Raw genomic sequence first — 14,731 nt, 5'->3', positions numbered from 1 at the left:
AATTCGCGCCCGCACGCCGCTCCAACGACCGGTCTGGACAGCCCGGACGCGCCGTGGTATCCCCAGTCCGAACAAAGTGAGTTAGTGCTCACTTATGCTATAAGGTTAATCATGGGACGGCTGGACAACTCGGCCCGGCGCGCGGCGATCATCGACGCGGCCCTTCCGCTGTTTGCGCGCAAGGGATTCGCCGCCACCACGACCAAGGAGATCGCGCAGGCCGCCGGTGTGTCGGAGGCTCTGATCTTCAAGCATTTCCCCAGCAAGGCCGCTCTCTACGAGGCGATCTTCCGCTCCTGCGTGGACGGCGACGAGGATCTCGCGAAGCTGCTGGCGATGCCGCCCAGCACCGAGACGCTCGCCGCCTACGTCCAGGCGATGGTGAGCTGCTATGTCAGCGAGCTGCCCAGCGACCGCGACACCATGCTCCCCCGCTACCGGCTCTATTTCATGAGCCTGCTGGAGGATGGTGAGTTCGCCCACATGGTGCGCCGCTGGATGTCGGAGCACATCGCGCCGCCCTTCGTGGCCTCGCTGCAGGCCGCACGCGACTCAGGCGACCTCATCCCCTCGGCCCCGGTGACGGAGAACGCCTTCTGGCTGGCCGAGATGCTGGGCTCCACCCTGGCGACCATTCACCTGCCGCCGACGCCGCTCGTCCCCTCCTTGGCCGAGCCGCGGCGCACCATCCGCGACGCGGTCGCCTTCATCCTGCGCGGCCTTGGCCTGCGGGAGGAAGCGGTCGCCCTTTACACGCCTTTATTGCATTGCACCCAATCAACAGAACCAGAACCGACCTGTTCGAGAGAGGCTGATCGTGACGAGTGATATCCACCATTCCGCTCACGCGCCAGAGCGGACCACCGCACGCCGTCCGGTCACCCGCGGGCGGCTGGCGTTCCGCATCATCATCATGGCCATCATCCTGGCCGTGCTGTTGGGCGGCCTGTACGCCTTCAACAACTTCCGGAACAAGGCCATCGCCGACTTCTTCGCCGGCAACAAGCCTCCGCCGACCCCCGTCTCGGTTGCCGAGGCGGCGGCGCAGTCCGTTCCCAAATACACCAGCGCCATCGGCACCCTGACCGCCAGCCGTCAGGTCACCGTGGCGCCGGAGGTGGTCGGGCGCGTGACCCAGATCTTCTTCGAATCGGGCGCCACCGTGAAGGCCGGCGCGCCGCTGGTGCAACTCAACGATGCCACCGAGCAGGCCGACGTGCTGGCCTTCCGCGCCCAGGCGAAGCTGGCCGAGAACAACCTGCAACGCGCCCGCAACCTGCTGCGCAACCAGGCCGGCCCGCAGGTCACCGTGGACCAGAACCAGGCCCAGCTCGACGAGGCCAACGCCAACATCAAGAAGACCGAGGCGCTGATCGCCCAGAAGCTGATCCGCGCCCCCTTCGACGGCGAGCTGGGCATCCGGCAGGTGAATGTCGGCGAGTATGTCAGCGCCGGCGGCCCCGTCGTCACGCTGACCGACCTGTCAAACCTGTTCGTCGACTTCACCCTGCCCGAGCAGGCGCTGAGCCAGATCCGCGTCGGCCAGCCGGTGCTGATCTCCGCCGACGCCGCCCCCGGCGCCAACTTCGACGCGGTGATCTCGACCATCGAGCCGCAGGTCAGCCCGGACACCCGCGCCATCAAGGTGCGCGCGACGCTGAAGAATCCGGAGCGCAAGCTGCTGCCCGGCATGTTCGCCAACATCCGTGTCGTCCAGCCGCCGGCCCAGAACCGCATCGTCATCCCGGAAACCGCGGTGGACTACACGGTCTACGGCGACAGCGTCTTCGTCGTCGCCGCCAAGAAGGACGCCGAGGGCAAGGACGGCCATGTCGCCAACCGCGTCCCGGTGAAGACGGGCGACCGCTTCGACGGCAAGGTGGAGATCCTCGACGGGGTGAAGCCCGGCGACCGGGTGGTGTCCTCCGGCCAGCTCAAGCTGAACAACGGCGCCGCCGTGGTGCCGACGGAAGCGAGCGCGCTGGTGCCGCCGCAGACCGTTCCGCGCAACTGAGGACCCGGCCATGTCATTCACCGACATCTTCATCCGACGGCCGGTCCTGGCGCTGGTGGTCAGCCTGCTGATCCTGCTGGTCGGCGTCCGGTCGCTGACGGATCTGCCGATCCGGCAGTATCCGGAGCTGCAAAACACCGTCATCACCATCACCACCTCCTACGCCGGCGCTTCTCCCGACCTGATGCAGGGCTTCATCACGACGCCCATCGAGCAGGCGGTGGCGACGGCGGAAGGCATCGACTACATCACCTCCTCCTCCACCCAGGGGGTGAGCCTCGTCACCGCCTACATCCGGCTGAACTTCAACCCCAACGTCGCGATGACCGACGTGATGTCGAAGGTGCAGCAGGTCAAATACCAGCTTCCGCGCGAGGCCAACGACCCCGTGATCCTGAAGTCCACGGGCGAGACGACCTCCATCCTCTACATGGGCTTCGCCAGCCCGGAGCTGTCCGGGGCGGCCATCTCCGACTATCTGACGCGCGTCGTGCAGCCGCTGCTGTCCACCGTGTCCGGCGTCGCCGAGGCGCAGATCCTGGGCGGGCAGACCTTCGCCATGCGCGTCTGGCTCGACCCCGACCGGATGGCCGCGCGCAACATCGCCGCCGCCGACGTGCGGGCGGCGATCCAGGCCAACAACTACCAGTCGGCCCCCGGGCAATCGAAGGGCGTCTTCGTCGTCTCCAACATCACCACCAACACCGGCCTGACCGACGTCGAGCAGTTCCGGCAGATGGTGGTGAAGTCCAAGGACGGCGCGCTGGTCCGCATGAAGGACATCGCCGAGATCGAGCTGGGCGCGCAAAGCTCCAACGCCAGCGTGTCGATGAACGGCCAGCAGGCGATCTTCATCGGCATCAACTCCACGCCGACCGGCAACCCGCTGACCATCGTGGAGGACATCCGCAAGCTGGTGCCGGAGCTTGAGCGCAACCTGCCGCCGTCGCTGAAGATGGAGATCGTCTACGACTCCACCCGCTTCATCCAGGCCTCGATCGACGAGGTGCAGAAGACGCTGCTGGAGGCGGTCGGCATCGTCATCGTGGTGATCTTCCTGTTCCTGGGCTCCTTCCGCTCGGTGCTGATCCCCATCGTGACCATCCCGCTGTCCATCGTGGGTGCCGCGACGATCATGCTGGCGATGGGCTTCAGCCTGAACCTGCTGACGCTGCTCGCCATGGTGCTGGCCATCGGCCTCGTGGTGGACGACGCCATCGTCGTGGTGGAGAACGTCCACCGCCACCTGGAGGAGGGAAAGTCGCCCGTCGAATCCGCGCTGATCGGCGCGCGGGAAATCATCGGGCCGATCATTTCCATGACCATCACGCTGGCCGCCGTGTACGCCCCCATCGGCTTCCTCGGCGGGCTGACCGGCGCGCTGTTCCGCGAGTTCGCCTTCACCTTGGCGGGATCGGTCATCATCTCCGGCGTGGTGGCGCTGACGCTGTCGCCGATGATGTGCTCGCTCCTGCTGACCCGCGACATGAACGAGGGCCGCTTCGCCCGCTTCGTCGACCGCACCTTCGACAAGCTGTCCGGCTGGTACGGGCGGCGTCTGGGCGGCGCGCTGGACTACCGGGCGGCGACCCTGCTGTTCGGCTTCGGCGTTCTGCTGAGCGTCGGCTTCCTCTTCGCCAACACCATGTCGGAGCTGGCGCCGGAGGAGGACCAGGGCATCCTGTTCGGCATCACCAAGGGGCCGCAGTACGCCAACCTCGATTACATGGACGCCTATGGGCGCGAGATGGACGAGGTGTTCGCCCAGTACCCGGAGACCGACACCCGCTTCGTGCTGAACGGCCTGCCGACCCTGACCCAGGGCTTCGCCGGCATGATCCTGAAGCCGTGGGACGAGCGCACCCGCAGCGCCAAGGAGCTGCAGCCGCTGGTCCAGGCCGACCTCGGCAAGGTGGCCGGCACGCAGGTGTTCCTGGTGTCGCCGCCGGCCCTGCCCGGCTCCACCGGCGGCCTGCCGGTGCAGATGGTCATCAACAGTCCCGGCGATTACCAGACCATCTTCAACGCCATGGAGCGGATCAAGGCCGCCGCCATGGAAAGCGGCATGTTCATCGTCACCGACAGCGACCTGCAGTTCAACAGCCCGGTCGTCCGGCTGCACGTCGACCGGTCGAAGGCGGCGGACCTCGGCCTGTCCATGCAGTCGATCGGTGACACGCTGGCGGTCCTGGTCGGCGGCAACTACGTCAACCGCTTCAACCTGAACGGCCGCTCCTACGAGGTCATCCCGCAGGTGCCGCGCGACAAGCGCCTGACGCCGGAGACGCTGACCCGCTACTACGTCACCGCGGGCAACGGCGCGCAGATCCCGCTGTCTACCGTCGTCTCGATCGAGATGGCGACGGAGCCGAACGCCCTGACCAAGTACAACCAGCTTCCCTCCGCGACCTTCTCCGCGGTGCCGATGCCGGGCGTGACGATGGGCCAGGCCGTGGAGTTCCTGGAGCGGCAGGCCCGCGAGGTCCTGCCCGCCGGCTTCGGCCACTCCTACCTGTCGGAATCGCGCCAGTACGTGACCGAGGGCAGCCAGCTCATGGTCACCTTCGTCTTCGCGCTGGTGGTCATCTATCTGGTGCTGGCCGCGCAGTTCGAATCGCTGCGTGACCCGCTGGTGATCCTGATCTCGGTGCCGATGTCGATCTGCGGCGCGCTGCTGCCGCTGTTCTTCGGCCTGTCCACCATGAACATCTACACCCAGGTGGGTCTGGTGACGCTGATCGGCCTGATCAGCAAGCACGGCATCCTGATGGTGGAGTTCGCCCGCGAGATGCAGATCAACGAGCGGGTGGACCGCCGCACCGCCATCGAGCACGCGGCCCGCGTCCGCCTGCGCCCGATCCTGATGACCACGGCGGCGATGGTGGTGGGCCTCCTGCCCCTGCTGACCGCCGCCGGCGCCGGAGCGGCCAGCCGCTTCTCCATCGGTCTGGTGATCGTGTCGGGCATGCTGATCGGCACGCTGTTCACGCTGTTCGTCCTGCCGGCGGTCTACACCGTGCTGGCGAAGGACCACTACGCGGCGTCGGTCTCCCGCCGCGCGCGGGAGATCGCGGCGGCCTCGCAGTAAGGCCCACCTTTTCCCGCTCGTCCCTGCATTTGACGTCCCCTCTCCCCTCCGGGGAGAGGGTTAGGGTGAGGGGGTTGCGCTTTTGCCGAACGCCACGTGCACCCCCCTCACCGGCCCTTCGGGCCACCCTCTCCCCAGGGGGAGAGGGTTAAGAAGGCCAAATGCGATACCCCCTCGCCCTTCCCAAGGCGAGGGGGTTTTTCTTTGCCGGTCAGGGAATCGCCGCGGCAACGGCGGCGGAGAGCGGCGTGGTCGGACGGCCGATCAGCGTAGACAGCTGACGCCCGTCGTCGAACAGCGCGCCCTTCGACGCGTCGGCGTCCCAGGAGGCGATACCCTTCGCAAAAGCTTCCGGAAGGCCGAAGCCGGCGAGGATGGCGGCGTAATCGGCCTCCGGCAGGTTCCGGTAAGGGATGTCCTTGCCGGACTGGCGGGAAATTTCGGCGGCGAGGTCGGTCAGCGTCACCGCCTCGTCGCCGGCCAGCTCGTAGGTCTTGCCCTCATGGCCGGTGCCGGTCAGCACCGCCACCGCCGCGTCGGCGTAGTCGGCGCGCGTGGCCGAGGAAATCCGCCCGTCGCCCGCGCTCCCGATGAAGGCGCCGCCGGCCAGCGCCGCGCCGACCGAACCGGTGTGGTTCTCCGTGTACCAGCCGTTGCGCAGGATGGTGAAGGGGATGCCCGACGCCGTGATGTCCGCCTCCGTCGCCCGGTGCTCCTCGGCAAGGCTCAGCGGCGAGCGGTCGGCGTGGAGCAGGCTGGTGTAGACGATCCGGCCGACGCCCGCCGCCTTCGCGGCGTTGACGACGTTGCGGTGCTGCGCCGCCCGCTGCCCGATCTCGTTCGACGAGATGAGCAGCAGCGTGTCGACTCCGGACAGCGCGCGGGCGAGCGTCTCGGGGTTGCCGTAATCGGCCTCGCGGGCTTCGACCCCGAGGTCGGCGGCCTTGGCGGGGGAGCGCACCAGGGCGACGATGCCGGAGGCCGGAAGCGTCTCCTTCAGGCGGGCGATGACGAGGCGGCCAAGCTGGCCGGTGGCACCGGTGACGGCGATGGTCATGGTCGGGTGTCCCGTTTGCGGTTGGGTGGTGACCACCTACCTAAGCCACTTGCTTACTTTTCGTAAGTACGTACATAAATGTAAGTGTGAAGATTCCTGGCGGGAGAAGGACGACCATGCCGGAGCCGGACAATGACTACATTCCGCTGCCGCTGTCGGAGCGGATGCAGCGCGGCGACCTGATGGCCGTGGCCTGCCCCTCGCGGGAGGTGCTGAAGCACGTCACCAGCCGCTGGGGGGTCCTGGTTCTGATCGCCCTGGAAAGCGGAACGCTCCGCTTCAGCGAACTCCGCCGCACCATCGGCGGGGTCAGCGAGCGGATGCTGGCCCAGACGCTGCAATGGCTGGAGGGCGACGGGCTGGTCAAGCGCACCGCCCACGACGTGGTGCCGCCCCATGTCGACTACAGCCTGACGCCGCTGGGGCGGGAGGCCGCCGAGAAGGTGCGCCTTCTCGCCGACTGGATCGAATTCAACCTGCCGCGCATCGCCGAGGGCTGGGCGAACCGGCAGAACGACGCTGCGGACTGACCCGTCCCACAAAAAGAGCCGCCGGACGCGAGGGGGTGCGTCCGGCGGTGTCGAGTGTTCGGGAGCTGGGCCTCAGCCGGCCACGGCGATCTCTTCAGGCTGCGCCGCCGTCAGCCCCAGCCGCTTCGCGATGCCCGCGCCGTAGGCGGGGTCCGCCGCGACGAAGTGCGCCAGCTGCCGCCGCTGGATGAAGAGCGGCGCCTCCCCCAGCGAGTTGGCGATGGTGTCCATCAGCCGCTCCTGCGCCTCCGCCCCGATCAGACGGAACAGCGCGCCGGCCTGGGCGTAGTCGTCGTTGCCCTCGCGGTGGTCGTAGCGGGCGGCGTCGCCAGCGATGCGAAGCGGCGGCTCGGCCACCGCGCGGTTCTGCACCGGCCCGCCGAAGCTGTTGGGCTCGTAGTTCGGGCTGCCACCGCCGTTGCCGTCGAAGCGCATGGCGCCGTCGCGCTGGTGGTTGCTGACCTCCGCGGCGTGCGGGCGGTTGACGGGCAGCGCCTGATGGTTGGCGCCCAGCCGGTAGCGGTGCGCGTCGGCGTAGGCGAACAGGCGCCCTTGCAGCATCTTGTCCGGACTGAAGGAAATGCCGGGCACCACGTTGGCCGGGCTGAAGGCGGCCTGCTCGACCTCGGCAAAGAAGTTCTCCGGATTGCGGTTCAGCACCAGCTCGCCGATCTCGACCAGCGGGTAATCGGCGTGCGGCCACACCTTGGTCACGTCGAAGGGGTTGAGGCGATAGGAGTTGGCCTCGACCTCCGGCATGATCTGCACCGACACGGTCCAGGCCGGGAAATCCCCGTCGCGGATGGCGGCGAACAGGTCGCGGGTGGCGTGGTCGGGATCGACGCCGGCCATGCGCACCGCCTGATCCGCCGTGAAGTTCTGGATGCCCTGGCGGGTCTTGAAGTGGACCTTGACCCAGAAGCGCTCGCCCGCCGCGTTGATCCACGAGAAGGTGTGGCTGGAGAAGCCGTCCATGTGGCGGTAGCCGCGCGGCGTGCCGCGGTCGCTGAACAGGATCGTCAACTGGTGCATCGTCTCCGGCGACAGCGAGAAGAAGTCCCAGACCGCGGTCGGGTCCTTCAGGTTGGTCGCCGGGTTGCGCTTCTGCGTGTGGATGAAATCCGGGAATTTCAGCGGGTCGCGGACGAAGAAGACCGGCGTGTTGTTGCCGACCAGATCGTAATTGCCGTCCTCGGTGTAAAACTTGACGGCGAAGCCGCGCGGGTCGCGCTCGGCGTCGGCGGAGCCCTTCTCGCCGCCGACGGTGGAGAAGCGCAGAAAGACCTCCGTCTCTTTGCCCACCTCCGACAGGAACCTCGCCGACGTGTAGGGCGTCACATCCTTCGTCACCCGGAAGACGCCGTAGGCGCCGGCCCCCTTGGCGTGGACCACCCGTTCCGGGATGCGTTCGCGGTTGAAGTGGGCCAGCTTCTCGATCAGGTGGAAATCCTGCATCAGCACCGGACCGCGCGGGCCGGCGGTCAACGAATTCTGGTTGTCGGCGACGGGGATGCCGGCTCCCGTTGTCAGGCCGGTGGTGGTCAGGGTGCTCATGGCTCAACTCCTTCTGGCGTTTCTTATGGTGGGCGTCTTGTCGGTCGCCGTGTCTGCTTTGCCCCCTGGTTATCCCGCCGCGTCGTTGATATATCCAAGACATCGTTTCAAATGCTTCGATAGCCAAAACCTATGAATATCGCCGGTCTCTCCCTTCGCGATCTGGAATATGTGGTGGCGGTGGCCGAACAGCGGCATTTCGGCAAGGCGGCGGAGCGCTGCTCGGTCAGCCAGCCGTCGCTGAGCGCGCAGATCCGCAAGCTCGAAGACCTTCTCGGCATCCCCCTGTTCGAGCGGACGAGCCGCCGCGTGCTGCCCACCCCGCAGGGGGAGGTGGTGATCCGCCAGGCCCGCGTCGTCCTGGAGGAGGCGCGCCGCCTGCTGGCGCTGGCCCGCGGAACGGCGGATGGCTTGCACGGCCCGCTCGCCATCGCGGCGATCCAGACGCTGGGACCGTACCTGTTCCCCCACGTCCTGCCCGCGATGCGCCGGCACCTGCCCGACGTCCAGCTCGTGCTGTCCGAGGGCCGCACAGACGGCCTGCTGGAGGAGTTGCGCGAGGGGCGGCTCGACGCGGTCCTGCTCGCCCTGCCCGTCGAAGCGGAAGGGCTGACCTGCGACGCCCTGTTCTTCGAGCCCTTCGTGCTGGCCCACCCCACCGGCCACCGGCTGGAAAGCCTGCCCTCCATTGCCTTGGCCGACCTCGACCCAGGCGAACTGGTGCTGCTGGAGGAAGGGCACTGCCTGCGCGATCAGGCGCTGGCCGCCTGCGGCGCCACCACGCGCGGCATGCGCCACGCCACCGGGCTGGAGACGTTGCGCCACATGGTCGCCAGCGGCACCGGCTACACGCTGATGCCGCGGCTCGCCACCGGCGACGGGGAGGCGGCGACGGTGGGCGGGCTGGTCGCCTACCGCGCCTTCCAGGACGACCCGCCCGGACGCATCATCGGGCTGGTCTGGCGGGCCAGCGACCCGCGCGCCGCCGGCTTCCGCGCGCTCGCCCGGAGCTTGCGCGACGCCACCCCGCCCGGCCTGCGCCGGATCGACGGCTCAGCCGATGCCTGACTCCGGCTCCGCCATGAAGGCGAGGTGGTGCAGGACGATCCCGCTGGTCGTGGCGACGTTCAAGGAATCGAAATCCGGCGCCATGGGGATGCGCACCGTCCGCGTCCGCGCCAGGACCGACGCCGGCAGGCCCGGCCCCTCCGACCCCAGAAGCAGCGCCGCGCGCTCCGGCCGGCGCAGGCCCGCCAGAAGTCACCGCGCCCGCCGGGCTCAGCGAGAGGACAGCAAAGCCATGCCGCTCCAGCAGGGCGACCGGGTCGGTTCCCGCCGGAATCCGCAAGAAGGGCACCCGCAGCGCCGCCCCGACCGACACGCGGATCGCCTTGCGGTAGAGCGGGTCGCAGCAGCCGGAATCGAGCAGCACCGCGTCCACACCGAAGGCCGCCGCGTTGCGGAAGATGCCGCCCACATTGTCGTGGTTGCCGATCCCGCACAGCACCAGCACGGTCGCCCGCGGTCCCAGCGCGGCCAGAAGCGCGTCCGGCTCGGGCATCGCCGCCGCCCGCCCCAGCCCCAGGATGCCACGGTGCAGGGGGAAGCCGGCGATGGCGTCCAGCACCTCCTGCCGGGCGCTGTAGACCGGCACCGCGGCGGGCAGCGCCTCCAGCATCGGCGCCAGCCCGGCGATCCGCTTGTCGGCGATCAGCAGCGACAGGGTTTCATGGCGCGAGGCGGTCAGCAGCGTCCGCAGCACCACCGCCCCCTCGGCGATGAAGCGCCCCTCCCGCCCCACGAGGTCGCGCTCCTTCACATCGCGGTAGGCGGCGATCCGCGGGTCGTCCGGGGCGTCGATGGGGATGATGGAGGGGGGAATGATGGTTGGCATGGGCGCCTGTGTAGCGCCCCTGCCGCCCCATCGGAAGTCCGGAAAGTGCGGGGCCGATGTGAAGGGGGCCACTTCCCCACCGGCCAAAGCCCGTTAGACAGGGCCGGCAACGCGGGGCGGCAGTCCCCGCCCGAACGGAGGAATCGTCCATGCCGACCCTGCCCGTCGTCCGCGCCTTCGGCGCAACCCTGCCGAAATCACTCGCCTCCGCCCTGCTGGGTACCTTCCGCAAACTGATGGAGCGCCGGACGCAAAGAGCCGCCACCCCCGACCGCCTCGACGACCGATTGCTGAGGGACATCGGCGTCAGCCGCAGCGACCTGATGGCCGCGGAGCGCCTGGGGAAACCGCCCCGGCGCCGCGGTGGCCGCTGAATCGGTGCTTACGATTTTCCCGCCGGAGTCACCCGCAGGATCTCGCCCCTATTCTCATCGGTCAGCAGATAGAGCGCCCCGTCCGGCCCCTGGCTGACCTGCCGGATGCGCTTGCCGAGATCGCGGAACATGCGCTCCTCGTGCTTGACCTTGCTGCCGTCGAGTTCGAGCCGGACGACCTCCTTGGTGGCCAGTCCACCGTTGAAGAGGCTGCCCTTCCAGCCCGGCACCGTGTCCGCCGTGTAGAAGGTCATGCCGGAGGAGCCGATGACCGGGGTCCACTGGTACACCGGTTCCTCCATGCCGGGCGCGCTCGACTTGCCCGTCCCGATCGGCGTCCCGTTGTAGTTCACGCCGTAGGAGACCACCGGCCAGCCGTAATTCTTCCCCGGCTCCGGCACATTGACCTCGTCACCGCCGCGCGGGCCGTGCTCGTTGATCCACAGCGCGCCGGTCATCGGGTTCAGCGCCGCGCCCTGGATGTTGCGGTGGCCGTAGGACCAGATTTCCGGCAACGCGCCGGATCGGTTCACGAAGGGGTTGTCGGCGGGCACGGAGCCGTCGCGGTTGATCCGCACCACCTTGCCCAGATGCGAGTCGAGGTCCTGGGCCTGCGTCCGGAACTGCTCCAGCGAACGCTCGCCCAGAGTCACGTACAGATGGCCCTGCCGGTCGAAGACCAGCCGGGAGCCGTAATGCATCCGGCTTTCCACCTTGGGCTTCTGCGAGAAGATCACCCGGACGTCGGTCAGGGCGGTCTCGTCGGCGTTCAACGCGCCGCGCGCCACGGCGGTGGAGTTGGTGCCGTCCTCCGTCCCCGGCTCGGAAAAGCTGAGATAGACGAGGCGGTTCTGCGCAAAGTCCGGGTCCAGCGCCACGTCGAGCAGGCCACCCTGCCCACGGTCGTCGACCTTCGGCACGCCCTTCACCGGGGCGGACACGCTGCCGTCCGGCGCCACGATGCGCAACCGGCCGTCCTTCTCGGTCACCAGCATCCGCCCATCGGGCAGGAAGGCCAGTCCCCAGGGATGGCTGAGGCCGCTGGCGACGGTTTTCACCGACACCATCGCTTTTTCGGTTTTGAACACCTTGTCCACGGCGCTCGCGTCGGTGACGCTCAGGCAAGCCGCAAGGGTGGTGGCGGTCATCAGGGCGGCGGTTCGGCCCATGCGCATTCCTCGTCCTCCCGCATCGTCGCTGTCGATGGGTAGGTGGGGGCGCCACCGCCACGAACAAGACGCCCGACGCCATGTCACCCCCATTACACCCCCGATCCTTCGATCGCTTGCCCGCCTGCCTCTCGCCCGCTCTGCGAAGACGCCGCCGATCAAACCCAGCGATGGAAAACAGTTCGGGTGGCTGCTGGCCGATGGGGTGGTGTGCGCTGCGATGGCGGTGGCCGCACCCGATACGCCCCTCGAAGCCGTGTTGATGTCGGCTTGGAAACAGGGGGGCCGGAAATGGGAAAAGCCAGCAACCCGTCGGGGTTGCTGGCTTCATGATGGTGGAGCCAAGGAGGATCGAACTCCTGACCTCTACAATGCCATTGTAGCGCTCTCCCAGCTGAGCTATGGCCCCACTATAGTCACAGACCAACACAAGAAGTGTTGGTGCGCTTGGAGGGACTCGAACCCCCACGGCCTTTCAGCCACTAGGACCTGAACCTAGCGCGTCTACCAATTCCGCCACAAGCGCAACGTCTACTCTTTGCATCCCGCGTCTCTTGGGGTGACGCGGGAGCGCTGATATAGCCGTGCCGATGGCGGGGCTCAAGCGAAATCGACATGGCCCCGTCACTTTTTTGCAAGACCGCGGGAGGGAGCGCCAAGCCCCCCGCCACTCCCCTACTCCGCCGCCCCGGCGTGGCGCATACGGCCGGCGTTGGCGGCACCAGCCTCGCCCCCCACCCCGGCCAGCATCTCCGCCGCGCCGCGGGCGATGTGCAGGGTGCGCTGCGGCAGCGGGAAGTCGATTCCCAGCTCGATGAAGCGCGCCTTCATGCGGCCGTTGAACTCCCGCCCGACGTTCCATTGCTGGATGGGCAGCGTCTTGATGCGCGCCTTGATGACCGCCGCGGACTCCTGGAAGGAATCGACGCCCAGCACCTCCAGCGGCTCCAGGATCAGCGGCGCGAAGCGCGGATCCTTGCGCAGTTCGTCACCGATGCCGTGCAACACGGAGACCACGCGGTCGGCGTTCTCGTGATAGGGGATCGCCACGTCGAACACGTAGTAGCTGAAGTCCTTCGTCATGTTCGACACGCTGGTGACCGCGCTGAAGGGGATGGTGTGGACCGTCCCGTCGAAGTCGCGCAGGCGGATGGTGCGGATGTTCATCCCCTCCACCAGACCGCCCTTGCCGCCGACATTGACGACGTCGCCCACCGAGATGGTGTCCTCGAACAGGATGAACAGGCCGGTGATGACGTCCTTGACCAGCGTCTGCGCGCCGAAGCCGACGGCGAGGCCGACCACGCCGGCACCGGCCAGCAGCGGCCCGATGTTCAGCCCCAACTCCGATAGGGTGATCAGCGTGACCAGCGTCAGCAGGACCACCAGCAGTGCGCTGCGCAGCAGTGGCAACAGCGTGCGCACCCGCGCGCTGCGCTGGATGGCCCGCCCGTTGCGGTCGGTCGTCGCCAGATGGCGCTCGATCAGGCCGTTGGTCACCTCCCACACGGCGAGCGCGATGGCGCCGACCAGCAGGAGGGACAGGCCCGACGCCACGATGCGCAGGCCGATGGCCGTCTGCAGCCAGCCCCAGACATCCAGCCCCCAGGCGCTCAGAACCACCAGCCCGCCCAGCACGGCCACCACCGCGTGCAGCAGCCGCGCGGTGGGGGCAACGTAGCGGCGCAGCCGCCCCGCCGCCCAGGCGGAGTGTCCGCGCCGGCGGTCCATGCGCTCCAGGATCGCCGCGGCGGCGCGGGTGATTCCCCGCCCGATCAGCCGCGCGATCCCGGCGATCACCAGGGTCACGGCCGTTGCCTGGACCACGAACAGCAGCCCGCCGCTGATCTCCAGCGCCCAGATGCCGAACAGGACGATGATGTAGAGGATGGCGATGGCGTGCCAGACGTCGGCCACGCGGCGGCCGGCGGCGCGCAGCATCCGGCCCGCCCCGGCGGCGCGCCGTCCGGGCGGAACCGGCGACACCACGTCGGACAGCGGCTGCGCCGCCGCGATCCCGCCGCGCAGGCGTGCGGCCACCGCCTCCCGGCTTTGCAGCACCAGCACCGCCAGCATGACGGCGACCAGCAGGCCGACCAGGGTCACCAGCGCGCTGTAGCTCTGCGTCGGCAGGCCGAGCCGCCGAGCCGCCTCGGCCAGGAACATGCCGTAGAGCGTGGTGATGGCGATGGTCCGGCACCAGCGCAGCAGCCGCAGGGCCGAACCGTCGCTCATAGGGATCAGCCGCAGGTTGGGCGAGGCCGGGGCGAGCAGCGCCCGGACCACCAGAAGGACGATCTGCACGAAGATGCTGGCGTTGAGGAAGGTGACGCCCAGCACCCGCACCACCGGGGGCGGGTCGAACAGCGCCAGCACGCCGAAGCCGGCGGCGGCGAAGGCCACGATGGGCGCCAGATCGAACAGCGACCGCACCAGCAGCAGCGGCACCTTGGCGAGGGTTGAAGGGATGGGCCGGGCCGCCAGCATGGCGCGCGGGCGCCGCAGCGTGCGGATGGCGATCAGCCGGGCGCCCTGCCCGACCACCACCACCAGCACCAGTTCGGCGACCAGCCAGCCCCAGGCGGCGCGCTGCGCCGGGTCGGAGACCTGCCGCTCCAGCCAATGCAGCCCCTGCGGCGCGTTCAACAGGGCGTCGCCGGCCAGCGCGGCCTCCTGCCCCAGCCCGTCGAGCCGGTTCGACAGCAGGGTGAGCAGGCGGGTGCCGATCCCCTCCGGTTCCGCCGGTGACACGGCGGCCTCCGCCTGCTCCAGGGCGCGGAGCTGGCCGAGCAGGGCGGCGCGGCGGTCCGGGTCCTCGAGCGTCTGGCGCAGGCGGGCGATCTCCTCCGGGTTGGCCGCCGCCTCGGCCTGGGCCGTCGGGGCCGGCGTCGGGATCTGCGCCGAGGCCGGGGTCGCGATCCCCCCAAGCGCGGCGGTCAGCAGGAGAAGGAGGGCGAGAAGGCCGCGCAGGGCGCGGAGGCGGGCGGCGGGAAGCCGTGGGGCACGGTCGTCGGAAGTCATCGTCCTCTGGCGGTTCCGTTTTCAGGGCGG

The 14,731-nt window shown here is 68.8% G+C and carries 11 protein-coding genes, 2 tRNA genes and 1 pseudogene; 6 read left to right on the top strand and 8 right to left on the bottom strand.

Annotation, left to right across the window (positions count from 1 at the left end; translation table 11 throughout):
• The first annotated feature begins 111 nt into the window (after nt 1-111).
• From ACWPN5_RS07390 to ACWPN5_RS07380, 3 genes are read left to right on the top strand one after another with little or no spacing between them, the layout of a single operon-like run.
• Nucleotides 112-828: a TetR/AcrR family transcriptional regulator gene (locus ACWPN5_RS07390; RefSeq protein ID WP_145687442.1), complete on the top strand. Its 717-nt coding sequence runs from the start codon at nt 112-114 to the stop codon at nt 826-828.
• Nucleotides 818-2,014: an efflux RND transporter periplasmic adaptor subunit gene (locus ACWPN5_RS07385; protein WP_145687445.1), complete on the top strand. Its 1,197-nt coding sequence runs from the start codon at nt 818-820 to the stop codon at nt 2,012-2,014. The genes ACWPN5_RS07390 and ACWPN5_RS07385 overlap by 11 nt, the downstream gene beginning before the upstream one ends.
• A 10-nt stretch (nt 2,015-2,024) precedes the next feature.
• Complete coding sequence (locus tag ACWPN5_RS07380) at nt 2,025-5,102, top strand: MexW/MexI family multidrug efflux RND transporter permease subunit (RefSeq protein ID WP_492295057.1); 3,078 nt, start codon at nt 2,025-2,027, stop codon at nt 5,100-5,102.
• 211 nt (nt 5,103-5,313) lie between these two features.
• Here the strand turns inward: ACWPN5_RS07380 and ACWPN5_RS07375 are convergent, their stop codons facing one another.
• Entirely contained in the window at nt 5,314-6,159 is an 846-nt protein-coding gene (locus tag ACWPN5_RS07375; protein ID WP_492295056.1) for an SDR family oxidoreductase, read from the bottom strand.
• A gap of 116 nt (nt 6,160-6,275) precedes the next feature.
• Here ACWPN5_RS07375 and ACWPN5_RS07370 point away from each other — a divergent pair, with 116 nt between their 5' ends.
• Nucleotides 6,276-6,689 carry a winged helix-turn-helix transcriptional regulator gene (locus tag ACWPN5_RS07370; protein WP_200478143.1) on the top strand — a complete coding sequence of 138 codons (414 nt, stop codon included), beginning with the start codon at nt 6,276-6,278 and terminating at the stop codon, nt 6,687-6,689.
• 72 nt (nt 6,690-6,761) lie between these two features.
• Here ACWPN5_RS07370 and ACWPN5_RS07365 read toward each other — a convergent pair whose 3' ends face one another.
• On the bottom strand, nt 6,762-8,243 hold the full coding sequence (locus tag ACWPN5_RS07365; protein ID WP_492295055.1) for a catalase: 1,482 nt from the start codon (nt 8,241-8,243) through the stop codon (nt 6,762-6,764).
• Between the two features lie 132 nt (nt 8,244-8,375).
• Between ACWPN5_RS07365 and ACWPN5_RS07360 the strand changes: the two genes are divergently transcribed.
• The gene (locus ACWPN5_RS07360; RefSeq protein ID WP_492295054.1) at nt 8,376-9,311 is read left to right on the top strand and encodes a LysR substrate-binding domain-containing protein; all 936 of its coding nucleotides are present in this window, start codon (nt 8,376-8,378) and stop codon (nt 9,309-9,311) included.
• Here the strand turns inward: ACWPN5_RS07360 and ACWPN5_RS07355 are convergent.
• Together ACWPN5_RS07355 and ACWPN5_RS07350 are read right to left on the bottom strand one after the other, a co-directional pair.
• Entirely contained in the window at nt 9,297-9,425 is a 129-nt protein-coding gene (locus ACWPN5_RS07355; protein ID WP_492296363.1) for a hypothetical protein, read from the bottom strand. The genes ACWPN5_RS07360 and ACWPN5_RS07355 overlap by 15 nt on opposite strands.
• Nucleotides 9,426-9,573: 148 nt before the next feature.
• Nucleotides 9,574-9,804, bottom strand: a pseudogene (locus tag ACWPN5_RS07350) (TrmH family RNA methyltransferase); the annotation flags it as partial.
• A gap of 482 nt (nt 9,805-10,286) precedes the next feature.
• Here ACWPN5_RS07350 and ACWPN5_RS07345 point away from each other — a divergent pair.
• Nucleotides 10,287-10,511, top strand: coding sequence for a hypothetical protein (locus tag ACWPN5_RS07345; protein WP_492295053.1), 225 nt, complete (start codon nt 10,287-10,289; stop codon nt 10,509-10,511).
• 8 nt (nt 10,512-10,519) lie between these two features.
• Here the strand turns inward: ACWPN5_RS07345 and ACWPN5_RS07340 are convergent, their stop codons facing one another.
• From ACWPN5_RS07340 to ACWPN5_RS07325, 4 genes are all read right to left on the bottom strand, one after another.
• Nucleotides 10,520-11,680, bottom strand: a complete 1,161-nt coding sequence (locus ACWPN5_RS07340; protein ID WP_492295052.1) for a PQQ-dependent sugar dehydrogenase — start codon at nt 11,678-11,680, stop codon at nt 10,520-10,522.
• Nucleotides 11,681-12,013: 333 nt separating this feature from the next.
• Nucleotides 12,014-12,089, bottom strand: a tRNA-Ala gene (locus ACWPN5_RS07335).
• Nucleotides 12,090-12,119: 30 nt separating this feature from the next.
• Nucleotides 12,120-12,206, bottom strand: a tRNA-Leu gene (locus ACWPN5_RS07330).
• A 149-nt stretch (nt 12,207-12,355) separates the two neighbouring features.
• A complete protein-coding gene (locus ACWPN5_RS07325) occupies nt 12,356-14,701 on the bottom strand; it encodes a mechanosensitive ion channel domain-containing protein (protein ID WP_492295051.1) in 2,346 nt (781 codons plus the stop codon).
• Nucleotides 14,702-14,731 lie beyond the last annotated feature (30 nt).

It is taken from the genome of Azospirillum sp. UENF 211521 (genome assembly GCF_058780535.1).
This window is presented reverse-complemented; position numbering and strand designations above follow the sequence as displayed.